At 64.1% G+C, this 25,447-nt stretch carries 20 protein-coding genes; 3 read left to right on the forward strand and 17 right to left on the reverse strand.

The genetic code is table 11. The features are described from left to right. Positions 1 to 22: 22 nt before the first annotated feature. The 3 genes from M0D66_RS17320 to M0D66_RS17330 form a co-directional block, all read right to left on the reverse strand. Entirely contained in the window at positions 23 to 697 is a 675-nt protein-coding gene (locus M0D66_RS17320; RefSeq protein WP_211705426.1) for a histidine phosphatase family protein, read from the reverse strand. A 138-nt stretch (positions 698 to 835) separates the two neighbouring features. After that, positions 836 to 1,735 (reverse strand): LysR family transcriptional regulator, encoded by a 900-nt coding sequence (locus M0D66_RS17325; RefSeq protein ID WP_093639927.1) that lies wholly within the window; start codon positions 1,733 to 1,735, stop codon positions 836 to 838. Between the two features lie 271 nt (positions 1,736 to 2,006). After that, the gene (locus M0D66_RS17330; RefSeq protein WP_211705428.1) at positions 2,007 to 5,108 is read right to left on the reverse strand and encodes an AAA family ATPase; all 3,102 of its coding nucleotides are present in this window, start codon (positions 5,106 to 5,108) and stop codon (positions 2,007 to 2,009) included. Positions 5,109 to 5,365: 257 nt separating this feature from the next. On the opposite strand from M0D66_RS17330, the gene M0D66_RS17335 reads away from it, so the two are divergent. Next, positions 5,366 to 8,386, forward strand: coding sequence for an AAA family ATPase (locus tag M0D66_RS17335; protein WP_266211072.1), 3,021 nt, complete (start codon positions 5,366 to 5,368; stop codon positions 8,384 to 8,386). On the opposite strand, the gene M0D66_RS17340 is transcribed toward M0D66_RS17335, so the two are convergent. The 10 genes from M0D66_RS17340 to M0D66_RS17385 all read right to left on the reverse strand — a co-directional run bounded on the left by M0D66_RS17340 (position 8,383) and on the right by M0D66_RS17385 (position 20,234). Continuing rightward, positions 8,383 to 10,149: a LuxR C-terminal-related transcriptional regulator gene (locus M0D66_RS17340; RefSeq protein ID WP_211705432.1), complete on the reverse strand. Its 1,767-nt coding sequence runs from the start codon at positions 10,147 to 10,149 to the stop codon at positions 8,383 to 8,385. The two genes, M0D66_RS17335 and M0D66_RS17340, sit on opposite strands and share 4 nt — an antisense overlap. Before the next feature lie 192 nt (positions 10,150 to 10,341). After that, positions 10,342 to 10,740 (reverse strand): DUF3331 domain-containing protein, encoded by a 399-nt coding sequence (locus tag M0D66_RS17345; protein WP_211705434.1) that lies wholly within the window; start codon positions 10,738 to 10,740, stop codon positions 10,342 to 10,344. A 2-nt stretch (positions 10,741 to 10,742) separates the two neighbouring features. Further along, positions 10,743 to 11,333, reverse strand: a complete 591-nt coding sequence (locus M0D66_RS17350) for a helix-turn-helix domain-containing protein (RefSeq protein WP_244869686.1) — start codon at positions 11,331 to 11,333, stop codon at positions 10,743 to 10,745. Between the two features lie 114 nt (positions 11,334 to 11,447). Continuing rightward, positions 11,448 to 11,852: a MucR family transcriptional regulator gene (locus tag M0D66_RS17355; protein ID WP_054035276.1), complete on the reverse strand. Its 405-nt coding sequence runs from the start codon at positions 11,850 to 11,852 to the stop codon at positions 11,448 to 11,450. A gap of 244 nt (positions 11,853 to 12,096) precedes the next feature. Next, a complete protein-coding gene (locus M0D66_RS17360; RefSeq protein ID WP_200619096.1) occupies positions 12,097 to 13,614 on the reverse strand; it encodes an MdtP family multidrug efflux transporter outer membrane subunit in 1,518 nt (505 codons plus the stop codon). 6 nt (positions 13,615 to 13,620) lie between these two features. Continuing rightward, on the reverse strand, positions 13,621 to 15,810 hold the full coding sequence (locus M0D66_RS17365; protein WP_211705437.1) for an FUSC family protein: 2,190 nt from the start codon (positions 15,808 to 15,810) through the stop codon (positions 13,621 to 13,623). Then, entirely contained in the window at positions 15,807 to 16,898 is a 1,092-nt protein-coding gene (gene mdtN, locus M0D66_RS17370; RefSeq protein WP_200619094.1) for a multidrug transporter subunit MdtN, read from the reverse strand. The genes M0D66_RS17365 and mdtN overlap by 4 nt, the downstream gene beginning before the upstream one ends. A gap of 42 nt (positions 16,899 to 16,940) precedes the next feature. After that, positions 16,941 to 17,180 (reverse strand): YtcA family lipoprotein, encoded by a 240-nt coding sequence (locus M0D66_RS17375; protein ID WP_234487777.1) that lies wholly within the window; start codon positions 17,178 to 17,180, stop codon positions 16,941 to 16,943. Positions 17,181 to 17,315: 135 nt separating this feature from the next. Beyond that, entirely contained in the window at positions 17,316 to 19,037 is a 1,722-nt protein-coding gene (poxB, locus tag M0D66_RS17380; RefSeq protein WP_266211073.1) for a ubiquinone-dependent pyruvate dehydrogenase, read from the reverse strand. 330 nt (positions 19,038 to 19,367) lie between these two features. Next, positions 19,368 to 20,234, reverse strand: coding sequence for a pirin family protein (locus M0D66_RS17385; protein ID WP_266211074.1), 867 nt, complete (start codon positions 20,232 to 20,234; stop codon positions 19,368 to 19,370). A gap of 102 nt (positions 20,235 to 20,336) precedes the next feature. On the opposite strand from M0D66_RS17385, the gene M0D66_RS17390 reads away from it, so the two are divergent. Further along, positions 20,337 to 21,221 carry a LysR family transcriptional regulator gene (locus M0D66_RS17390; RefSeq protein WP_200619091.1) on the forward strand — a complete coding sequence of 295 codons (885 nt, stop codon included), beginning with the start codon at positions 20,337 to 20,339 and terminating at the stop codon, positions 21,219 to 21,221. Between the two features lie 101 nt (positions 21,222 to 21,322). Here M0D66_RS17390 and M0D66_RS17395 read toward each other — a convergent pair whose 3' ends face one another. Beyond that, positions 21,323 to 21,745 carry a DoxX family protein gene (locus tag M0D66_RS17395; protein ID WP_054035269.1) on the reverse strand — a complete coding sequence of 141 codons (423 nt, stop codon included), beginning with the start codon at positions 21,743 to 21,745 and terminating at the stop codon, positions 21,323 to 21,325. A 48-nt stretch (positions 21,746 to 21,793) separates the two neighbouring features. After that, a complete protein-coding gene (locus tag M0D66_RS17400) occupies positions 21,794 to 22,492 on the reverse strand; it encodes a pirin family protein (protein ID WP_266211075.1) in 699 nt (232 codons plus the stop codon). 189 nt (positions 22,493 to 22,681) lie between these two features. On the opposite strand from M0D66_RS17400, the gene M0D66_RS17405 reads away from it, so the two are divergent. Next, positions 22,682 to 23,599: a LysR substrate-binding domain-containing protein gene (locus tag M0D66_RS17405; protein ID WP_093639973.1), complete on the forward strand. Its 918-nt coding sequence runs from the start codon at positions 22,682 to 22,684 to the stop codon at positions 23,597 to 23,599. Positions 23,600 to 23,652: 53 nt separating this feature from the next. Here M0D66_RS17405 and M0D66_RS17410 read toward each other — a convergent pair whose 3' ends face one another. Both M0D66_RS17410 and wrbA read right to left on the reverse strand, forming a co-directional pair. Next, entirely contained in the window at positions 23,653 to 24,630 is a 978-nt protein-coding gene (locus M0D66_RS17410) for an alpha/beta hydrolase (RefSeq protein ID WP_266211076.1), read from the reverse strand. Between the two features lie 145 nt (positions 24,631 to 24,775). After that, positions 24,776 to 25,375 carry an NAD(P)H:quinone oxidoreductase gene (gene wrbA / locus M0D66_RS17415; RefSeq protein ID WP_093639979.1) on the reverse strand — a complete coding sequence of 200 codons (600 nt, stop codon included), beginning with the start codon at positions 25,373 to 25,375 and terminating at the stop codon, positions 24,776 to 24,778. Between the last annotated feature and the right edge of the window lie 72 nt (positions 25,376 to 25,447).

Here is a 25,447-nt window from a genome sequence, read left to right on the forward strand (position 1 = left end):
CTAGCAGGAATCCGGATTGAGGTCAGCCGTAGGTGACAAATTCACGCCTCTCGGCATGTTCGAGATGCGGCACGGAATTGAAGCTGACGAGCGACATCGCGTCGTCGTTAAAGACATATTGGCAAACACTGCTGTTTCGAATCTGCAGGTTCAGTGCAATCGCGCTCGCAGCGGGCGCCTGTAGAACCTGCTGGGCAGTGACCGCGATCGGGCCACCCGAACTCACCACCAGAACGCGCCTGCCGCCAGCCCGCTGGATATCGCTGCGCGCACGCTGGACACGCGTCTGGAATTGCTGCCATGTCTCAGGAACAGCACCCGGCAAGCGGTCATCGGCCCAGAGCTGCAGCACGTGCCGGAGCCCTTTGTAGAAGTCCTTCTTTGAACTGGTGGCGGACAGAGCTGACGGCAAGCCCTCATCGCCCACGGCCGCGAACAATGCTTCGAAATCGTATTCGTTCAGACCCGCGTCTTGCGCGAGCTCGATTGGCGGGCCGCCCATTGCGGCGAGAATGGCGTCGGCGGTTTGCCGATGCCGCTGCATCGTGCCGATGACAACACGATCGAACCGCAAGTTCGCCTGCGCGAAGTATTCGCCGAGCCAGCTCGATTGGGTACGACCGGAAGGTGATAGCTCGTCATAGTTGTCAGCGCCGAAGGACGCCTGACCATGCCGTACAAGATAGAGTTCTGCCATGCCAGCCTCGCGTCAACATGGCTAGCAGAATACCCAGCGCCGCATCATTCAGGAAATTTATTGTTGTGATAGTCGACTATAGATTTTCGTGACACCAGGCGTATATCCCACATCCCTCGCCTGCCCCGTAGATCCGCGCTACTGGTTCATTTCCAGCATGAGCCGGCCAACCTGCTCGCGCAACCAACGATGAGCCGGGTCCCCCGTCACGCTTCGATGCCAGTAGCCATGCGACTGAAGATCAGGAAGATCGAACGGCAGTTCCAGGATTCGCGCGTCATAGCGCTTGAGGAGCACGAGGGGGGCCGTGAGGACGAGATCGGTTCGCATCGCAATCAACGGGGCCACCAGATAGTGTTGGACCCGCGTCTGAATCGATCGCCTGACGCCGAGCTTGGTCAGCTCGCCATCGACGAGACCCGATCCCTGGGGGCGGCTGGATACGTGGATGTGACCGAAGCTGAGGTAGTCGTCGATCGTCAGCTTCTTCTTCGTAAACGGATGATCGCGACGCAGCATGCAGGCATAGCGGTCGCGGCCGAGCGGTTCCTGCTCGAGGTAAGGATCGTCAATCAGCGGCGCGTCGATCGCAAGATTGACTGCACCGCTCGCTAGCGCTTCCGGAACCTCTTTACGCGTCGTGAAGTAGCTCTCGATGCGGATGCCGGGCGCCAGTCGCTGCAGCACCTCCTCGAGCGCAGGCAGAAGAAGCGCCTCCGTGAGGTCGGTCATGCTGAGCCGGAACGTGCGCTCGGACGAGCCGGGATCGAAGCGTCCGCCGACGTGCGTACTCGAGTCGAGCAGCTGCAGCGCCTCACGAACCTGGCCGATGATGTTTTCCGAAACGGGCGTCGGCATCATGCCGGCCGACGTACTCACAAACAGCTGATCGTCGAATGTTTTGCGCATCCGCGACAATGCATTGCTGACAGCAGGCTGAGTGATGAATAGCATTTCCGCTGCGCGCGTCAGGTTTCGTGTTCTGTAGACGGCTTCGAAGACAACGAAGAGATTCAGGTCAACCTTTGACAGACGCATTTTCAAATTTCCCGATGCCACTCGAACTGTGTTTTCAATTCCTCCCGTTCACCTGCACTTGTCGGCGCAAGGCGACGATCGGCGTGGTATCAAGGAGCAACCCCGGCGAGTCTACTCCTGCAAGTGCGAGACAACCAGACAGGGGCCAATCGGTGGAGGACCCACTTATCTTGCATCGACTCCTTACTGGTCGATATCACCCAGCGGGGGGATCGGCGCCATGATGGCTCCCCCGTGTCTCATGTCTTGCACCTCTTGCTTGGAGCATCTATCAGCTCGTTGAAAGAGCAAGCAGGCGCTGGCCGATCTGACCACCACGCGGCAAGGAATTCGACAGCCGCTCGAGCGTCGACATGAAGTGGCGCTGTTGCACATCCGCCTGTTCGGCGTCGCCGTGGGCCTCGTGAATCGCCGCCGCCGTACGATGAAGCCGCCAGTCCGCCAGCGGGGTTTCGAAGCCTTCCGTGACCGCGAACGCGGCGTTGATGTGCTCGAGTGCAACGACCGCATCGCCCCTCGCGAGCGCCTGTCGCGCAACAATGTCCCAGGCAAGCGCCTGCCACGTCCGGTCTTCGGTGGCGAGGGCGAGCTTGAGGAACGCCTCGGCGCGCGATCTCGCGGTGCGATGGTCGCCCGCCATCATTGCGGCCTCGGCGGTACCCCATTCGATTGCCAGCCGCCAGTACCAGTCGAACATGATGGGTGTAGCGTCCAGTTGCCGTTGCGCTTCAGCAAATAGCGCCGAGGCGCGCGCGCCGTCCTCCAGTCCGATATACGCGAGGCCCGCGAGTACGATGCACGCACGGTGTTGCACGGGCAGCAGCGCGCCGGCGTCGGCTTCGACCGCTCGATCGGAGGAGTTTGAAGCCGGCACGAAGCGTTCGTACATGTCAATGACTGACTCGTAGTCCATTGTGTGCACGAACAACCAACCCCGATAGACCTCGAGTGTGCGAGCCGCAAAATAGTCGCCGTTCTCGTGGTACGACGCCATGCCCTGCTCGAACAATTCCATCGAGCGCCCCAACTCTCCCAGGAAGAGTTGAGCCCACGCCGTACCCAGCCGGACCATCCACGTCGCTCTCGCGAGGTCGAAGCCCGGATGTTCCACCGCATGCTCAAAGAGGATCTGGTAATTCGCCCGTACCGTGCCGAGTGCTTCACGATAGCGGGTGGAAATGATGCACAGCATGCTGTGCTCCATATTCGCCCGGGCGATCAGCAAGGGATCCCCCGTCTCGCGCAGCGCACGCATCGCCGTCTCGCACTCGGTCAGATCGGCATGCGACCAGCCGTCGGTCCAGATACGGCGTACGTAGGCACTTACGCGCACCAGCGCACTGACGCGCAGGTCAGGATGCGATGCGCTGAGCGTCAGCGCATCGTTGAGCACCTCGATGCAACGTTGCCGGTCGCTCCAGCTAAAAACGTAGGCCAGGCCGAGCATGGCGCGCAATTGCGCATCGAGCCGACCAATCGTGCGTGCCTGCTCCTCCAGTTCGATCCAGGCGGCCTCGGCGCGCGGATCGTGCGCCGCTGCGTAAAGCGACGCACGCGCCTCGGCAAACTCAAAGCTTTTCAACGGGCGCAAATCAGCCGGCAACCTGGTGGTGAGCGAGGCGGCAAAATCGAGAATCGACTGCGCCTCGCGATACGCAAACCGAACCTTCGCGGTTTGCAGCGCAATGCGTAAGTAGTCGATCGCCTTGAGCCAGTCTCGCGCGTCGGCGAAATGATGTCCGAGCTCGTATGCCACCTCGGCTCGCTGATCGCGAGCGTAGATCGCCTCGAGCCGTTCCGCGATTTGCCGATGCAAACGGGAGCGGCGAGTCAGCCCTTGACGCCCATAGAATGCGTGACGAATGAGAGCATGGTCGAAACAGAACATCGCCGCAGCTCCTCCGTCGGGGAAGCGCTTTACGCCGCTACGCTGAATAAAGCGTTGAGTGCGTGCCAGGGCCTCGCACAGATCGTCGAACTGCTCCGCCGACAGCCCCGCGGCCTCGGCCACGGTCGCCGATGAAAAGCAGAGTCCTGCCACGCTGGCGGCTTCAAGCAGATTCCGTTCGTCGGCGCCGAGGCGCCGGATTCTGCCCTCGAGCGTCCGGGTTATCGTGTGTGGCGCTGCCGCGCCGATCGCGGCGAGTGGCGCGAGCGGCCGCCAGCCCGTCACCGTTTTGCGGACCATGTCGCGCTCCACGAGATCGGCAAGCGTCGCCCGCATAAACAGCGGATTGCCGCCGCAACGTTGCGCGATAAGAAAAGACAGTTCTTCTTCGGCAGGGTCGGTGTGATCGCGGTCTGTCAGCCACGCAAGCACGGCATCGCGAGGCAATGGACCCAGCGCCAGTTCGCGGCATAGCCCCCTCAGTGCAAGCTCGTGGTGCAGTTGCTCGATGGGGTGTTCGGTCAGCGCCGCTTCGTCCGGCCGGTAAGTGACGACAACCATCAGACGCAGCACGCCTGGCTGGCGCGCCAGCGCCGCCAGAAAATCGATGGTCGAGTAGTCGGCCCAATGAAGATCTTCGAATATCAGAAGCAGCGGTTGCGTCTGCGTCAGGGAGCTCAGCAAGCCCCGGATCTCCCGCAGCATGCGTTCGCGCGACGCGCCAGGAAGCTGCCGATGCAGGGACTCGCGCACCTGACTCGCCACGTGGCCCGGGAGTTGCCATGCCCACGTGGGCGCGAGCGTCACCAGCGCTTTCACGACTTCGCTGCCGCCGGCGCCTTGGCAAAGTTGGCCGAGCGCCTGCAGAACCGGATAAAACGGCTCCGTGCCGCCATAGCCCTCGACACAATGCCCTTCGGCAACCCACGCATCGTCACGTTCGAACCGTTGCGCGGCAACGAACTGCCTGAGCAACGCTGTCTTGCCGATGCCCGGTTCACCGGTAACCACCACGACCTGAGTGTTTCCGCATCGGGCCTGGTCCATGGCGGCGCACAGTTGCTGCAATTCGCTCGTGCGCCCGGCAAAGCCGCCGAAGCTCTCCTCGCTCACGGCGGGCACAAGCTCCGTGACAGGAATCTCGACGCGCGCGACGAAACGATAGCCGCGTCCGCGCAGCGTTTCGATGTAGCGAGGGCGCTGCGCGCTATCGCCGAGCCGCGCCCGGATCGTCTGTATGTGGCTCTTCACGACTTCGGGCTGCACGTGCACATCGGGCCACACGGCTTCGAGCAGCGCGTCATGGGTAATCAGCGCACCGCGGTTCTCGATCAGAAACCGCAACACGCCGAAGGTCTTGCGTGTCAGGTCGATGCGCTCGGGCGCCGTGCCGGAGGAAGCCAGCCGCCAAAGACATTCGTTCGTCGTATCCAGACGAAAGCCTTCAAAACTGACCGACGATATCCTGCTCGAATGAGCCTTCATGCCAACCTTGCTCCTCATGCCTTTATCTAACCCTCTGAAGAACAAACGCGCCCGCCTGCCAGGACGAGACGCACACTTTTCCCGTCAGGGTAAGGTGTTCGAAATCCGGAAGGGTGATTTTCTGGTCCTGATTGTGTAATGAAATGCTCCACTCAGCATGACCGACAGGCGCAGTATAAAATCGCGGCAACCAAGTCGGGTTGCAGCGCCATCGGAGAACCTAGGTGATCGATTTCCCACCCTTTCGGCTGGATCGAGTGAATCGATGCGTCTGGCAATGCGCGCCCGACGGCGCGAGCCGCAGGCTCACGTTGGCGCCACGCGCCTACGACATGCTGCAATACCTGATCGACCATGCCGGGCGGCTCATCACGCACGAGGAATTCCTCGATGCCCTCTGGCAGAACGTGCATGTTCAGCCCGAAGTGCTGAAGGCTCACATGCTGACCATCCGCACCGCGCTCGGCGACGATCCCGCACGTCCAAGCTTTATCGAAACCCATCGCGGCCGCGGCTATTGCTTCATTGCGCCGCTCTCCGCCAGTTCCAGCAACGGCCCGCGCGAGGCGGACCAGCGCAGCCATGGCGGGTTTGTCGGCCGCAAGCAGCAACTTAACCGCTTGAAGACGCTGTTCGATGAGGCACGCAATGGCGCATCGCGCATCGTTTTCGTGGCGGGGGAACCTGGCATCGGCAAGACGACGCTCGTCAATCGCTTCCTGGACTCCCTCGATGGCAATGCCACGGTGTTGACGTCGCTCGGGCGCTGCGTCGAAGGTTATGGCGGCATCGAGCCTTACTACCCGGTGCTCGACGCGCTCACCCAACTGACTCGCAGCGAAGCGGGCCCGATGATCACCCGCACGCTCGTGTCGATCGCGCCGACCTGGGCGCTCCAGATGCTGGGATCGGTGCCGCAGCAATACCGCGCCGAGCTGCAGCATCAGGTGATCGGCGCGGCGAGCGGGCGCATGCTGAGGGAGATCTGCGAATTCCTCGAAGCGCTCTCGCTGGAGCGGCCGCTCGCACTGGTGTTCGAAGACCTGCACTGGTCCGATTATTCGACGGTCGACATGCTCTCCGCGCTTGCCCGCCATCGTAGCGGCGCACGTCTGATGGTCATCGCCACGTACCGCCCGGAAGACGCCGAACTTGCGCAACATCCCTTGTGCCGGCTGAACCGCGATCTGGGCTTGCAGAAGCTGTGTCACGACATCGTGCTGGAACCACTGAGCGAAGGCGCCATCGCCGAATATCTGACGGGCGGCCCGCGCGATGTCAGGCCCGATAGCGCGAACGGCTTCGCCCAGCTGGTGCGCGAGCGCTCCGGCGGCAACCCGCTCTTCATGGTCGCAACGCTCGATCACCTGGTCGAACAAGGCATCGCGCAATCGACGCCCGAGGGCTGGAAGCTGCACCTGTCGCCCTCGGAAGTGCGGCTGGAAGTGCCGCTCACGTTGAACCAGGTCATCGAGCATCGCATCCAGCGGCTGAACTACGACCAGCAACGCGCGCTCGAAGGCGCGAGCGTCGCCGGCCTCGCGTTTAGCGTCATCACCGCGGCCCCGGCCGCCGGCTTGAGCCAGGAGCTGTTCGAAGATATCTGCGAAGCGCTCTGCCGTCAGGAAAGCTTCATCCGGCGCGAGCCGTCGTCTGCGCTCGAAGATGGTTTCGCTGCGAGCACCTATGCGTTTCGCCACACGATGTACCGGCAGACCTTCTACGAACGGCAGGGGCCGCTGCGCACCATCCGCTCTCATCTGCACGTCGCCGAAGCGCTCGAGGCGCTGTTCGCACCCGAGGAGCGCGGCGGGGTCGCCGCCGAACTCGCTCAGCACTTCGCCGCGGCGAAACGTTGGGAACGTGCGGTCGGCTATCTGCGCATTGCGATCCAGACGGCAAAGAAGCGTCTCGCCTACAACGACGCACTCGCGGTCCTCGACCGCGCGCTGATGTTCGCGGCCAACCTGCCCACTGAAGCCCGCGCGGCGGCGGAAACGGAATTCCTCGAAGGCCGTGCTTCGATCTTCGCCGCAGCCCACGATTCCCGCGCGCGGGAAACCTGCGAGCAGCTCGCGGAGCGTGCCGCGCAGCACGGCCTGATCGATATCCAGAGCCGTGCGCTGATGAGCCTCGCGTACACGTATAGCTGGCGCGACCAGCTGCGCTGCAGCCAGATCATCGGCGAAACGCTCGCGCTTAGCGATCGGCAGACCGACCCGCAGCAGCAGGCCCGCACCCGCATCAGCTGCTACGTTTGGCGGATGTGGGTGCGCGGCTGGTGCGCCGAAGACATCGCGCGCTGCGAAGCCGCGCTCGTCCCCCTGCGCGCCGGTGACGATCCCTACACGACCGCCTGGTCGCTGTGCGAATACTCCATGGTCTTGCTCGTGTCGTCGCACTACCAGGAAGCGCAGGACACCATCCTCAAAAGTTACCGTTTCCTCGTCGAGAACGACGAAAACCGCCCCGAGTTCAACATGGCACGCGCGACCTGGATGGTGCATCTGGGTGTACCGTGGACGCAACTCTATCTTGGCGAATTCGGCCGCGCGCAGCGCGAGTTCGACAAGGCAATCGCGATGTTCGCGCACAACGGCAACCCGTATGGCGCGGACACGCTCACGCTCTATCGCTGCTGGGTGCAATTCCACGCAATGGATTTTGACGCCATGCTGCAATCCTGCACGCAGGTGCTGGCGGGCAAGTCGCCCGAACCGGGCAGCGGCAAATCGATCCTGCCGGCCGAATACCGGCTCTGCCTGCTGCTGACCGGGCTCGCACAGCTCGGCCTCGGCGATACGCGCGCCGCACGCGACGCGCTCACGCAGGTGATGCAGCGAATGGACGCGCTGCCGGTGATCTTCGACTGGTACTGGCGTCTGCCACTCGAATGGGGGCTCGCGGGCGCCGCACTGGCGGACGGCGATCTCGACGCTGCGATCACGCATGCCGACCGTCTCGTCAAACTGGCGACGTCGATTGAAGAACGCACGTGGCAGGGTTTCGCGTGGGAGACGCGCGCGCGGGTTGCGTGCGAACAGGATGATGCAACCCATGCGTTGCACTGCGTCCAGCATGCGCTCGACGCGACTCAGGGTTACCAGACGCCGCTCGCGGACTGGCGTATCCATCGCACCGCGGCCCGCGCCAGCGAGTTGGCTGGCGACATGCAAACGGCCGACTACCACGCAGCACTCAGCAAGACGATGAAAGACGCACTCGCTGCCAAGCTGCCGTCGGGTCATCGTCTGCGCGAGACGTTCGAAGCGGGTTAATCACCGGCGTGCCCGCACGCGGATAGCCGGACGAGACCCAGGCGGCTCGCCAGCGTCACCGCTTCGATCCGGTTCCTCACCGACAGCTTCGAGTAGAGATGCTTGGCGTGCGACTTCACTGTCTCGGGCGCGATGCACAGCCGGATCGCAATCTGCTTGTTGGTCAGCCCGCGCCCCATCAGTCCGATGATCACGCGTTCACGTTCGCTCAGGCCCATGGCGGCCACGGACCGTGCGATGTCCCGCGCCGTATCGCTCGCCGGTTGCGCTTTGATGTCGCCACGCCGGCGTCGCGACATCAAAGCGCCTGCATAGGGAAGCAGCTCGCGGACGTCGCCTGCGGGCACGATCGACCCGCGGACCATCCCGTCGATCAGCTTCGCCACGCGCTCGCTGCAGTCGACGAGCGTTTGCTGCAGTCCCGCCGAAGCCCCCTGCTTGAGCAGCGTGACGAGCGCCTCGACCGCGTCGTCTCGCAGACCGGCGACCAGCAACGCTTCGATCAGCAATAGCGCGATGGTCACCGCGCCGTATCGGTCACGCCTTAGAACGGTATCGCTATGGAGCTGCCGCAGCGCTACGAGATCGATCGCGGCGGATACCTCGATGGGTGCCTGAGGAAACGCGGGAGCGCATGCTGATGAATGCGTCTTTGCGAGCGCAAGCCGCGCCTGCGCAAGTACGTGGTAGCGCGCGATCTCGAAGCGCGCGCTGCTGCTCGCGGCGCCGCATTGCCCGGCCAGCACGGCGAGCCGTTGTGCGCAGAGCGCCGCCTCGTCGAGGCGATCCGCACCCGCGTGGATCTCGACCTGCTGCGCGAGGCTCGCCGCGCGCAGCCGCGGCCAGTTGCGCTTGATCCCAAGCGCGTCCGCCTCGGCCAGCAGCAGGAGCGCTTGTCCCGGTTGCCGCCGGTTCGCGGCGATGCGCGCAAGCAGTCCGTAAGCGCGCACCGCGCCTTCGATCGCACCGCCCTGCCGGATTCCCGGCAACCGTGCCGCGACCAGCGCCTCGCTCTCGTCGACACGGCCCTCCTCGTACAGCACCTGCGCCATCACGCAGGCGGGCAGCGCGTCGATTGTCGCCGGACCGGCCCCGAAACGGCGCGCGACATCGAGTGCGTCATCGGCCAACAGGCGCGCGGCATTGAAATGCATCTGGGCGAATTCGACCGCGGCATCGAGCGCAATGTCGAGCATCGTGGTGACCGCGCGCAGCCGGCCCGGCTGAGCGTCCGGCGCGCGGCGTTCCACCGCGTAGAAACTCTCGGGGTCGCCGAGGCGCAAGTAAGCGCAGCGGCACACCGTCAGCGCGACGTGCGCGGTGGGTGTTGCGGTGCCGAGCCGCAGCGCGGAAAGCGCAGCGGCCAATGCGGCCCCCGCGTCGTCCTGCAGCAGGAGCGCCGCAGCGCGCACGGCCGCGATCTCGCAACGCACCGCAACGGCAACCGGGCCAGTTAGCGGACCGACCTGCCCTTCAAGCCGCTGCGCGCTCAGCAGCGCTTCGGCGGCCTCGCCGCGGATCACCATCTGCCACGCGCGCGCCAGATCCAGATGGATGCGCGCTACACTGGCCGCAGGCCGTTCCCGGCCGACGCGCGCGAGCGACTGAAGTTCGGACCGAAGTTCGTCGGCAAACACCGGCGCGGGCGGCACGACATGAAGCGCCCGCGTCACGAGGGCATCGGACTGCCCTCGCGGCGGCGCCGCGCGGGGTTGAAGATGCCCCGCTTCCTGATGAATTTCGCAGACCCATGCCTCGTTCATTCCTCGCTCCGTCGGACACCTGATCGTCACAATCGCTGGACGAACGCAGTACCGTCCAGACTAGAGATGACCGTCCGGAAAAGCGTGATGATTCGGTTCTTTTTTGGTAAAGGATGGGTTGTTGCCCGGTATTGCCCGGACTGAAACTGAAACGAAAGCAATCAATACCGGGATTTGTAATGCAGCCGGCGATCAACCGGGTGAGACGCGTTCGACCTCGGAGGCCAGCATCATCGCGGTCGCGTTGACGGGCCTCGGCCGCCCCTGGCGCGGACGATAAACCACGTCGCCGGCCTTGATCGGCGCACCCGACAACGCGCAGCGGCCGCGCCGCCTCGAGACGCCCACCCGCCACAACTGGTCGCCGTAGCGGCAGGACGTTGCATCGCACCAGTAGACGACCACCACCTTCGTCGACAGGCGATCGAGCACCCGTACTACGCATTCGCGGCACGCATCGATTGGCGCGCCCCGCACCTTTGGCGCTTCGACGCGCGGCGCCAGCCGGCTCGCGGCCCACTCCCACGCGCCGCCGTCGAGCAGGCGCAACGCGGCGCACCAGCATGCATCATCCGCCAGGTCGGTCTGCATGATCAAGCTCCTCTGTCGCCACGGCGCGGGGAGATAGCCACCGCCGGCTCCACGATCGGCTCCTCGTCCCGCATGCGTGTTCGCCAACTGTTGGGCGGCTCGCCGACGATCCGCCCGAACACGGTCGTAAAGTGCGCATGCGATCCGAAGCCACAACTGAGCGCGACGTCGAGCACGCTGAGCGCCGACGAGCGCAGCAGCATCTGGGCATGCTCGATCCTGCGCCGTAGCAGATACGCATGCGGCGAATAACCGGTTGTCGAGCGGAACTGCGCGGCGAAATGCATGCGGGTGAGTCCGGTGCTGGCGGCCACATCGGCCAGTCCGATCGGCTGCGCGAGATTCGCTTCGATAAAGTCGAGCGCGCGCCGCAGACGCCACTGTGGCAGCGACGCCGCGCGCCGCGTGGACGGCCGCGTTTGCTCAGTGGCCTGCGCGACGAGGCGAGCGACAATCGCGTCGCAGGCGCTGTCCGAGTGGCGCCGATGAGACGCGTCGGCGACCCGTTCGGCTTCGTCGAGCGCGGTCTCATCGTCGGCGGCGAAGTCTGCCGGCTCGTTGCCGCACGCTGCATTGAGTCTCCGCGTGAACATGTGCGCCTCCGCAGGGTGTAAGTCGACGGACCCTATCTTGCGCAGTCTGGCGGCGGCGCAACATCCCCTCATTGGGTGAGTACGACGGGAGCGGCATCCCTCATTCGTACGATCTTAGGCACCGCGACGCGGTTTGATTGCGCCGGCGGGATGGCGCTTCGCAATCGACGAACGCAGCGCGGAATAGGCCGGCGCGACCATCGGGTAGTCCGCGGGCAGGCCCCACTTCGCGCGGTATTCGTCAGGGGTCATCGCGAAGTGGCGCTGCAGGTAGCGTTTGAGCGACTTCAGCTTGCGCCCGTCTTCGAGACAGACGAGATAATCGTCGCGCACCGATTCCTCGATCGGCACCGCCGCCCGCTGCCGCGCGGCCGGTACCGACGTCGTGTGCAATGCGGCCAGCGCCGCGTACGTGCTCCAGATGAACTCCGGCAAGTCGTCTGCCGGCAACGGATTACACGACACGAAGCTCGCCACGATTTCGGCGGTGAGCTCGATCAGATTGATGTCCTGCGTCACGACCGGCCTCGACGAGTCAACGGCTCCGGGTAGAGCAACGGCGTTGCCCGAAGTGGCGTACGGATTTCCGAAGCATCATGATTCTTCATGACCTGGCTCCATGGCAGACGGGTCATCGCTCGCGTTAGCGTCGGCGTTTGCATCAGCGTTTGCATCGACCGGCACGGCGGTCCATCCCCCGACAGAGGGGCGACACGCTCGTGCGGGCAACCGGCAGCATTAAAGAAACCGCCCTGCTCGCCGCCTAGGGCTTGTTCGTGCTGGCCGACTCCGCCGGCAGGTCGTCGCTGCGATAGCCGCCACCCAGCGCGCGAGTCAGCACGATGCCCGCTTCGATTTCGTCGCCGGTCAGTTGCACGAGTTCGAGACGCCCGGCGATGACCGGCGCCTTCGCCTGCATCGCGCTCGTCCTGTCGCCGAGGCCGGTCTTGTAGCTCGCCTCGGCACTGTCGCTCGCAAAGCGCAATGCGTCGATCCGGTCACGCTGCAGATGCGCGCGATGATCGAGGTCGTCGATCGCGCTGCCGCTCTGCGCGACGTCGCGCACCGCGTCGAGCACGGCCTGGTCGTACTGCTCGATCAGCGTGTTGCTCGCCGTGCGCGCGCCGTGCAGGTTCGCGTTCAGGCGGCCACCGTCGAAGATCGGCAGCGTGAGGCCGGGAATGAGGTTGATCTGCTGGCTCGAATGCAGGAACAGATCGCGCATTCGCAACGCGTTGAAACCGAAGAACGCCGTGATGTCGAAGCTCGGGTAGAACGCGGCCTTCGACGCATCGATCTTGTCGAACGATGCCTGTACCAGCCAGCGCATGGCCTGCAGATCCGGGCGCCGCGCGAGCAGCTCATACGATAGCGTCGACGGCAGCGAACCCGCTGGCGCCGGCAACGGCACCGGCGCGATTGGCGGCAGATCGTCGGGGCCGACGCCCGCCAGCGCACGCAGCGCTTCACGCGCGTGGACGATCTGCTCCTCGCTCGAGGCGATCTGCTGGTCGATTGCGAGCACCTGCGAGCGCGCCTGGGCGGTCTGGGTCAGCGCTTCGAGGCCGCGTGCGTGCCGCGCCGATCGCGTGTCGAGCTCGAAGGCGCGCACTTCGCGAAGCTGCCGCAACAGATCAATGCTCGCGTAGGTGATCTGGATGCTGTAGTAGAGCTGCGCGACGCCCGCCGAGAGTTCGAGCTCGGCCTGCGCCGCCTCCGCGCGCCGCGCGTTCTGTTCACCGATCGCCGCGCGCACAAGGTCGCGCTGCTTGCCCCAGATGTCGATATCGTAGTGAGCGTCGACGCCCACCAGCCCGGTCCAGTACCACGGCCCAAACGCTCCGATCTGCGGGTCGTGCGACGCGTACGCGCTGAGGAACCCGTGACCCGAGACATGCTCGCGATCGGCTTCCGCGAGCGCGGACATCTGCAGACCGGATCCCGCGCGGATCAGCTCGACTTGCGCATGAGCTTGCGAGACGTGCTCGCGCGCAATGGCGAGCGAAGGCGCGTGCGCGAGCGCCTGATCGACGAGCGTATTGAGCTGCGGATCGTGATACTGCTCCCACCAGCGTGCCGACGGCCAGCCTTCGTTGGCCAGATGGATGTCGTCGGCGAGACGGATCTGCTGCGGCGTGATCATCGCGGCCGGCGGACTATCGTGGTGAATGATCGCGCACGAGGCGAGCCAGGGCAGCGCGAGCGACGCGAGCCAGTGGTTGAACAGTCGTGCGCTCAGTAAGCGCGGCAGACGGCGCAGGATGAGAACGAAGTGCGTCATCGCCGATCACCCCGCACTCGCAAATTCGCCGGACGCATGTTCGTCGGGCAACCAGCGTGGCAACCCGGCGAGCGCCGCGTCAATGCGTTGCGCGAGCCGCTCCAGCGTTTGCCCATCCGTCGCCCCTACCGCCCCTGCATGCGTCGGCGTGGCGCGCAATCCACTCGAATCGAGCCGCGTCGGCGTCATCGCGGCCGATGGCTCAGCCACGAGCTGTGACGCGTATCGCTCCAGCGCATCCGCGACATCCGACTGAAACTTCTCTGCGCGCTCCATCGGTGCGCTTGCCGACGCATTGATCATCGCTTCATGGTGAAACGCTTCGAGCGCGACAAGCATCGCCCGGCTCTGCGCGAGCACCGTCTGCGACAAAAGCGTGATACGTGACGTCTCCCCCTCGCGCCAGTCGGGTTCGAGCGCGACACGCGCGAGCGCCATCTCGCAATCGCCGACCATGGTCCACGCTTCAACCACCGCTGCAGAATCCGTCGCGCGTGGGCCGCTCTGTACCGCCTTCGCCTCGATGCGAGCCAACGCCGCGATCTTGCGCAATATCGACGTCAGTTGCGCACGCAGGCCATCCGATTCGCGCTCCGGCCACATCGACATCTGGATAAAGGTGGCCACGCCGACACCCAGAATGATGCCGACGATCCGGTCGCGGATCTCAGTGAGATCCGACGGTGGCGAAAACGATTCGAGCAACGCCAGCGCAAACGTGAACATGATCTGGATTCCTGCATAGGCGCTCCGCTCAGATCCCGCCGCCACCCAGGCGCCGAGCGCGATCACGGGCAAACTCATCAGCAGCAGCCCCGTCACGCTTTCCAGTTGCGGAATCACGAACGCGACCATGAACAGCGCCAGTGCACTGCCGATCAGTGCACCGGTGATCCGCAGCACGCCCTGGCGGCTCGACGCGCCAAGGCTCGGCAGCGCGACCACGAGACATGTCAGCATGATCGTGTGGATACCGGGCCAGTTCACCGCGTTGTAGAACACGTAGCAGATCAGTACCGAGAACAGCGTACGCAGCGCGAAGCGCGCGTAACGCGGATTCGCGAAGATGTCGGGTTCGGGCTGCGCGGGGGGCGCCGCCGCTTTCGTCGCCTGCTCCTCTTTCGCCTCTTTGGCCGCTGCACTGCCGGCGGCCGCGTCTTCCGGCGGCGGCGCGACAGCGCCCCGCGTCGCCTCGGAGAACACGTTGAGCGCACGTTGCATCGCGTCGAGCGCGGGTATCGAGGTCAACACCGGCGCCTCACGCGATGCGCCCCAATGCCGCCATTGCAGGTTGTCGCCGATCGCGTGTTCGAGCGACACGAGTTCGTCCTGCACCACGCCGATGGCATCGATCTGCCCGGCGTCGTGCGCGACTGCATGCTCAGGCAGCACCGCCGCAGCTTCGAAGATGCGCGACACCACCGTCACGCAGGCCAACCACGCCGAGGCATCTTCCTCGCTGTAGTGGTGACGCATGGTCGAAAAGCGCAGCAGCTTCTGCAACGTGAGGGCGGCGCGCTCGAGATCGAGCGCGCCGATGCGCACGGCCGGCGCATTCGCGTCGATCATGATCGCGAGCCGCGCACGGGCCGTCGCGAGCTGCCCTTGCATGGCGGCGCGCAACTGCTGCTCCGGTTCGGCCGGCAGAAACAGCGTGTTGATGATCAGCGACAGCACAACTGCGTAGTTGACCGCCACCCACACCCACAGACACGCACGCACCAGCGCTTCCGCGTTATCGGTCCGATCGGCAAAGGTCTGCGCGTAAATCACGATCAGCGAGACGAGAAAGAACACCAGCCCCAGTTTCGCCACGGCCCGCATCATATAGGCGCTGCAAAAAAAGATGGCGCTTGCGACGACGATGCGCAGCAGCGGATAGTCGAACGTCAGCTTGAAGACGCCGATGATGCAGGCGATCGCGCAAGTCGTGCCGATCACGGCCAACAATGCGACGAGACGGGTCAGCACGATGTTCGACTGCGTGACGAAAAAAACCGCGATCAGCGACAACGCCACCTCGGGCACCCGTAAGGTCATCGACACGATTAGCACGATCGCGCAGCCGAGCACGCTGCGCATGGTCAGGTTGGCGCGCCCAGGAAACGCGCCAAGCTCCGAGCGCAGAAAGCCTGCCAGTTGCCCGAGCGGCCGCGGCCAGGCGAGATGACGCCCGACACCGTCGAGCCCACTCATGACGGCGCTCCGTTGGACGTCGCGCGATTGTCACGATCTTCGCGGCGTTCGGGCTGCAGTACGGCGACCGCGGACGTGCCGATCCGGAACATCTGCGGATCGGGGTGATCGACCAGGATCTTCACCGGGAAACGCTGTGAGACGTGCACCCAGTTGATGCTGCGTTGAATACTCGGCAGACCGTTCGCGGTGCCGCTGCCGTCCTGCGGATCGACGCCGAAGCCGATCGAGTCGACCGAACCGCTGAAACGGATGCGCGTATTGCTCATCAGGTACACGGTCGCGCGGGTGCCGGGCCGGATGTTGCCAAGCTCGTTCTCGCGGAGATTAGCGATCACGTACCAGTGCCGCGTATCGATCAGCGTGAAAACAGGCTTTTGCGCGGACACGAATTGCCCGACGGACGTGCGCAACTCGACGACGCGGCCATCGAACGGCGCGCGCACGGTCGCGTACTCCAGGTTGAGCTGCGCCGAGGAGATTTCAGCCGTCAGCACTGCGCGCTGCGCGACGAGCGCGGCGACGCTGCTGACCGCCGCCTGCGCCTCGCGGGCCTGCGCTTGCGCCGCAGCAAGCTCGGCGAGCGCCGAGCGTTGCGTGGTGCGCGCGCGATCCAGATCGTCGGCGGAAACGTAGCCCTTGCCGATCAGCGGCTCCATTCTCGCCAGCGTATCCCCCGCCTGCTTCGCGGCGGCCTGGGCCCGTGCGACTGACGACTTCGCCGCCTCGGCACTGAATCCTTGTGCATTGACGGTGCGTTGCGTCAGCGGAATCTGCGCATCGAGTTGCGCAAGCGCCGCCTGGGCGCGCTGCAACGCGAACTGATACGGCCGCGGGTCGATCTCGAACAGCAGATCGCCCTGCTTCACCGCCTGGTTGTTGCGCACCGCGAGCGTCACGATCTTGCCGCTGACTTCGGGCGAGACGCCGATCGTATCGGCGTACGCATAGGCGTCGTCGGTGCGCGGCACAGTATCCACGCGCCAGATCACGGCGATGATCGCGATCACGGCCAGCACGATCAGCAGGATGGCGGGCCAGGTTCGCGGACGCTGCTTTCCTGCGTCCGTGCTTTGGGCAGCAGTCATGGTCACACGATCAGCTAAAGGTTAAAGGGATCATCAAAAGCGTTAAAGGTTGAAGCCTGCTACCCAGAGCGCGATGGAAAACAGCACCGTCAGCGCCGGATAGACGATCGCGGGCGGCGTGAGCCAGGCGCCGCGGCCGCTTCGCGAAAGCAGCACGTGCACGCATACCACCAGCAGCACGCCGCCCACGATACAAAACAGCCAGTCCGGAAAATACGCGCCCAGCACGCCGATCGACGGCGCGTCGCTACACGCTGTCAGCGTCAACGTCGCGCACGACATCAGGACCGTCCATCCATGGCGCCTACGGCGCACACCACTCGACATCGCCGTCTCTCCCTGATGGCAGGCAATGAAGCATTACGACTCAACCGAATCGCGCGATCCTGGCGCACCGGACATTCCGGATACCAAGGTTCAGCGCGTCAGGTTCACTTTCGCGAGATCGATCAGCTCGCCGCCGCGTCCGTCCATCACCGCCTTCATCATGAAGAGGCCGAAATGCCAGGCTTCATCGACGGTGGTCTTCGGCGGCATGATCAGCTCCTGGCGCGCGCTGACGACGTCGACGAGCGCGGGTCCGTCGTGGGCGAGCGCTGCCGCGATCGCGCCTTCAAGTTCCTGCGGTTTCTCGACGCGAATGCCCTTCACGCCCATCGCTTCGGCCATGCGTGCGAAGTTCGGATTGACGAGATCGGTGCCGGTATCGACGAAGCCCGACGCGCGCATTTCGATCTCGACGAAACCCAGCGTGCCGTTGTTCAGCACGATCACCTTCACCGGCAGCTTCGCCTGAACCAGCGTGATGAAGTCGCCCATCATCATCGTGAAGCCGCCGTCGCCGGACATCGAGATCACCTGGCGGCCAGGGTACGTGGCCTGAGCGCCGATCGAATGCAGCATCGCGTTCGCCATCGAGCCGTGATTGAACGAACCAATTAACCGGCGCCGGCCGTTCAGCTTCAGATAGCGCGCGGTCCAGGCGATCGGCGTGCCGACGTCACAGGTGAAGATCGCATCGTCGGCCGCGAGCTGGCTCACGAGCCGCGTCACATACTGCGGATGGATCGTCGTGCTCGACGGATTACTCTCTGCAAGCGAATCGAGATCCTTGCGCGCCTTCTGGTAATGCGCGAGCGCGCTGTCGAGATGCGACGAATCGGTCTTTTCCTTGAGGACCGGCAGCAACGCGGCGAGCGTGTCCTTGACCGTGCCGACAAGGCCAAGATCGAGCGAACAGCGGTTGCCGAGCGCTTCGGGACGCACATCGATCTGCGCGATCGTGGCGTCCTCGGGATAGAACTGCCGGTACGGAAAGTCAGTGCCGAGCAGAAGCAGCATGTCGCACGCCTTCATTGCGGCGTAGCCCGATGCGAACCCCACCATACCCGTCATGCCGACGTCGTAGGGGTTGTCATGTTCGATGTGCTCCTTGCCGCGCAGCGAGTGCACAATCGGCGCCTTCAGGCGCTTCGCGAGCTCGACCACTTCGTCATGCGCGCCCGCGCAGCCGGCGCCGCACATCAGCGTCACGCGCGATGCCGCGTGCAGCACATCCGCGAGGCGCGAGATCTCTTCGTCAGCGGGACGCAGCACGGGCGGCGCCGACGGCACCAGCCAGGGCGCGACATTGGCCGTAGTCGGTGACAGCGCGACATTGCCCGGAATCACGACGACCGCCACACCGCGCCGTCCGACCGCGGCGCGCATTGCGCGGGTCAGGATCTGCGGCAACTGGTCGACGTGCGACACCAGTTCCACGTAATGGCTGCACTCCTTGAACAGGATTTCCGGATGCGTCGCCTGAAAGTAGTCGATGCCGATTTCCGAGCTGGGAATGTGCGCGGCGATCGCGAGCACGGGCACACCGCTGCGATTGCAGTCGAATAGTCCGTTGATGAGGTGCAGGTTGCCCGGTCCGCAACTGCCGGCGCATACCGCCAGTTGACCGGTGAGATGCGCTTCCGCACCAGCCGCGAAGGCCGCGCCCTCCTCGTGCCGCACGTGAATCCAGTCGATCTCGCCGGAGCGCCTGAGCGAATCGGAGATGCCGTTCAGCGAGTCGCCGACGACGCCGTAAATGCGCTTCACGCCGGCCTGTGTCAGGGCATCGACCAGATAGTCCGCTGCCGTGGTCATGATGCCTCCTGCCGACGTGCCGCAACGGACTTAGCCGCCCCCTTGGGCGGCAGCGAACCTGAATGAGCGTGGGGGTAATTCACGATGCGCCTCCTTTTCCCGGTAACGGGGCGTGCAGGCACATATGCCGGCGGCCACGGTTTGACTTCGACCATGGTGTCGCGGCTCGTCCGGGCGTGCTTTAGGATTCGCACGGTGACGTATCGAAATCGCGTGAACCGGCGGCTCAGCGATCTCGCAAGCAGATCGTGCCCGCCGGGGTTACCGTGACTTACTTACCGTCACGGGGAACCCTTCTACGGCGGGCACGCATTCCATCGATGTCCGCGCTTACCGGGCGCGGCGCTGCGTGGCCAGATCGCGACCGATGCGACGGATCTCGGCCTCGCCCTGCGCAAGCGCATCGGCGTTCGTATGCACCGAGTAGTAGCCGAGCACCAGGGGATAGGGATGCTTGATAGCGGAGCCGATGACGAACGACGTCGCTTGCTCGGCATGCAACTCGATGGGCGCCCCGTCGGATTCCTCGAACACGGCGAGCTCGTCTGCCTCGATCGGCTCGGATGCGTTCAGCCTCCCCTTGTCGATCGCCAGCCACGAGACGTTGTGTCCGGCGGGCGGCACGTAGCGCCACGTCTCCCCAGCGTTCAGTTCGACGTGAAAGTAGTTGATGCCTTCAGGCGCGCGGATATCGCTCGTCGCCGATCCGTGGCGGCCGATGATGACGCGAACCGGCCCATCCCGCTGAACCTCGGCCGGCGCAATGTACTGGCTTTCCGCCGGCGAGTTCTCCTGCGAGGGCGGCAGCGCGACCCAGAGTTGAAAGAGGCGCACGGCTTCGCCCGGCAGTACGTTTCCGTCGTGCCAGACCCCATTGCCGGCCTTCATCCATTCGAGGCCGCCGGCGTGAAGTTCGCCACTCTTGCCGGTCGTGTCCGCATAGGAAATTCCGCCACTCAGCACGGTGGTGAGTGTGGCGAGCCCCGAGTGCGGGTGCATCCCGAACATCGGCTTGCCGGTCGGCACGACCACGGCGTGATCGAGGAACACAAAAGGCTTGATCAACTCGCCGATATCGGAGGGACTGGCGAGACGCGTAATGCCGCCGTGCGCACTGCCAGTGGTGCGAAATGCGACCCGGCGCGGGGCCAGCGTTGCCTCGGGAATCGGGGTGAGTACGGCTGTGTCGGTGTTCATGGCTCTGCCTTAAGAAAAACGCGATACACGTAAGGTAAGAGCTTGCACTCCATCTGAAAAGCCTATATTTTTAGATTTTAGGTATCGTTTGGAGCGATGGATATGCTTGACGGCGTAACGCTGGACCAGCTTCGGACCTTCATCGCCGCAGTCGATGAAGGCAGCTTCTCAGCAGCCGGACGCAAGCTCCGGCGCGCGCAATCGGTGGTTAGCCAGACCCTTGCGAATCTCGAGGCACAGCTCGAGGTGAAGCTGTTCGATCGCACGGCCCGCTACCCGCAACTCACCGACGCAGGCAAGAGCTTGCTGCTCGACGCCCGCTCAGTGGCTGACACGATCGACGGTTTCAAGGCGCGAGCACGCGCGATGCGAGAGGGTCTGGAGCCCGAACTCTCCGTCGCGATGGACGTGATGTACCCCATGGATAGTTTGACGCGCGCGGCGGCTCAGTCCCAGAAGGATTATCCGCACACGCCGCTGCGGCTCTATGTCGAGGCGCTGGGCGGTGTGATGAAGCTGGTGCTCGACCGGACCTGCAACATTGGCGTGATCGGCACGCTGCCGATCGTGACAGATGAACTACAGGTCGAATCCTTGCGCGAGCTGAAACTGGTGACGGTTGTCGGCCCCGCTCATCCGCTCGCAAATAGCCGGGGCATCGTTTCCGCCACCGCAATCAAGAAGCACGTGCAACTCGTACTCAGCGACCGAACCGCGTTGACCGAGGGACGCGAATTCGGCGTGCTGTCCACCTCGACGTGGAGGCTCGCGGATCTGGGGGCCAAGTATGCATTTCTGAAGGCCGGCCTGGGCTGGGGGCATATGCCCTTGCACATGGTCAAGGAGGATCTCGACAGCGGCACCCTGGTGGCGATTCGCATTGAAGGCCTGCCGCGCGACGTAACGATGCCGATGAAGGTGGTTTACCGCAAGGACGCGCCGCCGGGGCCGGCCGCTCGCGCCTTCATTGCACAGTTGGGGAAGTAAGCGGTATGACAGCGCCCCGCTGGCGTTGCAGCGAGCGCCGATCCCGGTGAGACGAGCCAGCCGGTCAGCTGGTTGGCCGGTCGTCTCAGCGGATAAGACTTTTAGCTCGCGTTCGCAGGCGAGACACGCAAAGCTGTCCGGCCGGTGAGCGCGTCCAGGCTGAATGCGCCGGCGCCGAACCAGGTGATTTGCAGCAGACCACCGGCCATCATCACGTTCTTGAGGAAGTGAATCATCTGGTTTTGATCGGCGAAGTTATGGTGAAAGAACAGCGCCGTGACCACACAGAACACCGCCATCCCCAACGACACAGTGCGAGCGCGGTAACCCGACAGCAGCAGCAGGCCGCCACCCAACTCGGTCAGCACGGCAAGAATGAACGCGAGTGGCGGCACGGGCAGCCCCATGGCCGCAATGTAGCCAACCGTCGCGCCATACGCCGCGAGTTTGCCCAACCCACTCATGACAAACGGTGCACCGATCAGAATACGACCCAACAACGGAAGAAATTTAAAACGTTCCATGACTAACTCCTAAGATAAATTTAAGCAGGTGGATTAAGAGAAAGAGAATTAGCCGGCGTCCACCATCACCAGCTCGGAATCTTCAAGGGCAGAAATCTGTGCCGCGGCGACTTTCGTAATCGCCACGCCATCCAGCGGCCCAACGGGCTCGCCATTCACTTCGATGCGTCCCGAGGCCACGACGAGATAGGCACGACGCCCCGCACTCAACTCGTGCTGAACGCTTTCGCCGGCCTTTAGCATTGCGCCGAACACGCGCGCATTGGCGCGAATCGGCAGCGCTCCTTCGTCGCCGGCGAACCCACTGGCAAGAGCCACAAAGCGCCCTGACCGGTCGCCTCTTGGAAACGGCTTGGTATCCCATGCGGGTTCACCACCGGCTTTGCGCGGCAGCAGCCAGATCTGATAGACCTTGAGCGGCAGTTCGCCCTTGTTGAACTCGGCGTGACGTATGCCCGTGCCGGCGCTCATGACCTGGACATCGCCTGCGTGGATCGTTCCTTCGGATCCCAAAGTGTCTCGATGCCCGAGCAGGCCCTGGCGCACATAGGTGATGATTTCCATGTCGCGATGCCCGTGCATGGGGAAACCGCTGCCAACCGCGATCTCGTCGTCGTTCCACACAATCAGGGGACCGAGTGCGGCATGGTCGGGATTGCCGTCGGCGCTCACCGCAAAATGGTATTTCGCGCGCAGCCAATCCCGGTTCGCCGTGTCCAGTGAGTCCCAACGCCTGTGTGTGAGCATGTCCATCTCCGTTTTCCGCCGCCGCCAATGCGGCGCTTGTCACCTGTGCGACCGACCGAATTCGGTGCCGATACAAGTGATGCGGTTGATGGGAAGAATGCTATATTCGCAATGAACTCGCGCATATCTCCTACAATGAAACGTTTCGTTGCCACCAATAGAACGATTAGAAGGAGTTGAAGTCCGCCTATGAACGCAATCACTGACCTCAATGATCTTCGGCTCTTCGCAGAGGTGGTCGAGCGTGGGAGCTACACGGCGGCCGCGCGCGGCCTCGGCTTGCAGACCTCGAAACTCAGCCGGCGCGTGCGCGCACTGGAAGAAGAACTTGGCGTTCGGCTGCTCAATCGCACCAGCCGGAGCCTTTCCTTGACGGAAACCGGGCGGCAGTTCCACCAGCATTGCCTGGCGCTGGTGGCGGAAGCCAAGGCCGCGAAAGAGATCGTGGAGCGCACGCGCTCCAAGCCGCAGGGCACCGTCCGCATCGCCTGCCCGGTGGCCCTACTGGAGTCCGGAATCTCCACGATCATCGCGCGATACGTGCAAGACAACCCTGATGTCCAGGTCCTGCTGGATGCAACCAACCGCCGCGTGGATGTCGTCGAGGAAGGCCTGGACTTTGCCATCCGGGTCAGGCTGCCGCCGCTGGAGAACACCGATCTCGCCGTCCGCCAGTTGGGTTTGTCGATCCACATTCTGGTTGCCAGTCCCGCACTGGCCGCGCGCCATCCGGCGCCCAGCTCAATCGAATCCGTCAAGGAATGGCCTACCCTTTCCATGGCGAGCAGCAATGAGCGATTTGTGTGGAATCTGGTCGACGCTGAGGGGCGCGTGACCTCATGGGCGCACCAGCCCCGCCTCGCCACCGACGACCTGGCGAGCCTGCGGGTGGCGGCGATATCCGGTGTCGGCGTGGCCATGCTGCCGAGAGAACTGGTTGAGGCTGATATTCAGGCCGGCCGCCTGCAGCACCTGCTGCCGGGTCTGGCTAGCACGCCGGGCCTCGTGCATGCGATCTTTCCCACGCGCAGGGGCATGGTGCCGGCCGTGCGTCATTTGCTCGATACGCTCGTGGCCGGATTCGAAGGTCAGAACCGGCAGCGCTAGAGCGTTCGTTCGTTGAGCGTTGGCACGCAACGAGCCCGCCCTTCTGCGCGGTTTCAGCGTGCTGTATGCGGGTCTGCGCCTGCCAGCAGCTTCTCCGTGAGAAACCCGCCGATGGCATCCAGCGCTTGTGCCGACGCCTTCAGACTTCCAATGCTGCCGGCGAAGCCATGCGGCATCCCCATCCAGACATCGAGCCGGGCATCGGTTCCGGCGGCCACCGCACGCTCGATATAGCTGCGCGAATCATCGAGCAAGACTTCGTCGTCGCCGACATGAATGCGAACGGGAGGCAAGCCGGAAAGCTGCCCGTGGAGCGGCGAAGCCAGCGGAAGTTTCGGGTCGGCACTCCCCAGATAGGCGTGCACCAGTTCCGCGACTTGCGGAAGGGTGAAATACGGATCGGCATCCGCGCGCGTCACATACGTCTCGCTCGTGAGCGTTAGATCGGTAACCGGCGACAGTGCGGCCACGCCGACAAGCGCCGCCTTCGCGGAAGCCGCGTCGGCGCAGACGCGTGCGGCGAGTACCAGGGCGAGATTACCGCCGGCAGAGTCGCCCGTGATGGCAATCCGGCGAATTCCCCTTTCCTCGAGCCCGCGGTAAGACGCCAGCACATCGTCGACGGCCGCGGGAAAACGATGCTCGGGTGCAAGCCGATAGTCCGGGATAAATGCACTCGCGCCCGCCCTCGCGACGATGTGCCCAACAAGGTGACGGAATGCTTTGGCGCTTCCCAGGTTGAACCATCCGGAGTGCAGATGGAGGATCGCTTCGTCAGACCGGGCATGCGCAGGATGAACCCAGAGGCCCGCAATGCCGCCAACCGTGTCGGCTTCGAAGCTCACGTCGTCGCGTGGCGAAACGCGCTCCATCATGGCGTCGAAAGGCTCGCGTGCTTCGATGCCCCTCAGTTTGCCTTTCATGGGGCTTGCCATGGCTCGCGCCGCGGCGGTGATCTTCGCGTCTTCCGGGTCGAGCGGATGGGTTACGACGAAATCCTTCAACGCACCTTCAGTTGTCGAACGTTGCATGCTCAGCTCTTTCGAATGAATGGTTGTCAATGGCACCGGTCCTCGGCGAATGTCGAAGGACGGTCCGTATCCAGGTCATGCCGGCCAGGCGGATTTCCACCTGGCCGTCTCATGCGCGCGTCAACGGTGCGACCAGGTCTAACGTTCAGCCAAACAGCTTGTTGGCCGTTCGGGCGATCAGTTCGCCCTGGTGGCGAGCGCCGGCGAGCTCGATTGCGCTCGGTTGGCGTTGACCTTGCCCACCGGCGATGGTCGTGGCGCCGTACGGCGAACCGCCGACGATTTCGTCCAGCGTCATTTGCCCCTGGTGGCTATACGGCAGGCCGACGACGGTCATGCCGAAGTGCAGCAGATTGGTAATGATCGAGAACAGCGTCGTTTCCTGCCCGCCGTGCTGGCTCGCCGTCGACGTGAACGCACCGCCAACCTTGCCGTTCAATGCACCGCTCATCCATAGCCCACCGGCTTGATCCAGGAATGACGCCATCTGCGACGAGATGCGCCCGAATCGGGTCGGCGTGCCGACGACGATAGCGTCGTAGTTGGCGAGTTCGGCGACGGTCGCAACCGGCGCTTGCTGGTCGAGCTTGAAGTACGCGGCCTTGGCCACGTCCGCCGGCGCAGTCTCCGGCACGCGCTTAACGTCGACCGTGGCCCCCGTGGAGCGCGCACCTTCGGCGACGGCATCCGCTAGCGCTTCGACATGGCCATACGAGGAATAATATAGAACCAGAACTTTCGACATTTCGATCTCCTTCCTATATCTGCGTGGTACCACGGTGGGAAATGATGACTCGACCTGAAGGCTACGGCTGAA

Source organism: Paraburkholderia sp. SECH2 (assembly GCF_030464795.1).
GTDB lineage: Bacteria > Pseudomonadota > Gammaproteobacteria > Burkholderiales > Burkholderiaceae > Paraburkholderia > Paraburkholderia aspalathi.

What these genes read in the sequence shown, in the direction of transcription:
- M0D66_RS17320 (WP_211705426.1), bottom strand. Translation starts at nt 697, where the DNA reads ATGGCAGAACTCTATCTTGTACGGCATGGTCAGGCGTCCTTCGGCGCT.
- M0D66_RS17325 (WP_093639927.1), bottom strand. Translation starts at nt 1,735, where the DNA reads ATGCGTCTGTCAAAGGTTGACCTGAATCTCTTCGTTGTCTTCGAAGCC.
- M0D66_RS17330 (WP_211705428.1), bottom strand. Translation starts at nt 5,108, where the DNA reads ATGAAGGCTCATTCGAGCAGGATATCGTCGGTCAGTTTTGAAGGCTTT.
- M0D66_RS17340 (WP_211705432.1), bottom strand. Translation starts at nt 10,149, where the DNA reads ATGAACGAGGCATGGGTCTGCGAAATTCATCAGGAAGCGGGGCATCTT.
- M0D66_RS17345 (WP_211705434.1), bottom strand. Translation starts at nt 10,740, where the DNA reads ATGCAGACCGACCTGGCGGATGATGCATGCTGGTGCGCCGCGTTGCGC.
- M0D66_RS17350 (WP_244869686.1), bottom strand. Translation starts at nt 11,333, where the DNA reads ATGTTCACGCGGAGACTCAATGCAGCGTGCGGCAACGAGCCGGCAGAC.
- M0D66_RS17360 (WP_200619096.1), bottom strand. Translation starts at nt 13,614, where the DNA reads ATGACGCACTTCGTTCTCATCCTGCGCCGTCTGCCGCGCTTACTGAGC.
- M0D66_RS17365 (WP_211705437.1), bottom strand. Translation starts at nt 15,810, where the DNA reads ATGAGTGGGCTCGACGGTGTCGGGCGTCATCTCGCCTGGCCGCGGCCG.
- mdtN (WP_200619094.1), bottom strand. Translation starts at nt 16,898, where the DNA reads ATGACTGCTGCCCAAAGCACGGACGCAGGAAAGCAGCGTCCGCGAACC.
- M0D66_RS17375 (WP_234487777.1), bottom strand. Translation starts at nt 17,180, where the DNA reads ATGTCGTGCGCGACGTTGACGCTGACAGCGTGTAGCGACGCGCCGTCG.
- poxB (WP_266211073.1), bottom strand. Translation starts at nt 19,037, where the DNA reads ATGACCACGGCAGCGGACTATCTGGTCGATGCCCTGACACAGGCCGGC.
- M0D66_RS17385 (WP_266211074.1), bottom strand. Translation starts at nt 20,234, where the DNA reads ATGAACACCGACACAGCCGTACTCACCCCGATTCCCGAGGCAACGCTG.
- M0D66_RS17390 (WP_200619091.1), top strand. Translation starts at nt 20,337, where the DNA reads ATGCTTGACGGCGTAACGCTGGACCAGCTTCGGACCTTCATCGCCGCA.
- M0D66_RS17395 (WP_054035269.1), bottom strand. Translation starts at nt 21,745, where the DNA reads ATGGAACGTTTTAAATTTCTTCCGTTGTTGGGTCGTATTCTGATCGGT.
- M0D66_RS17400 (WP_266211075.1), bottom strand. Translation starts at nt 22,492, where the DNA reads ATGCTCACACACAGGCGTTGGGACTCACTGGACACGGCGAACCGGGAT.
- M0D66_RS17405 (WP_093639973.1), top strand. Translation starts at nt 22,682, where the DNA reads ATGAACGCAATCACTGACCTCAATGATCTTCGGCTCTTCGCAGAGGTG.
- M0D66_RS17410 (WP_266211076.1), bottom strand. Translation starts at nt 24,630, where the DNA reads ATGCAACGTTCGACAACTGAAGGTGCGTTGAAGGATTTCGTCGTAACC.
- wrbA (WP_093639979.1), bottom strand. Translation starts at nt 25,375, where the DNA reads ATGTCGAAAGTTCTGGTTCTATATTATTCCTCGTATGGCCATGTCGAA.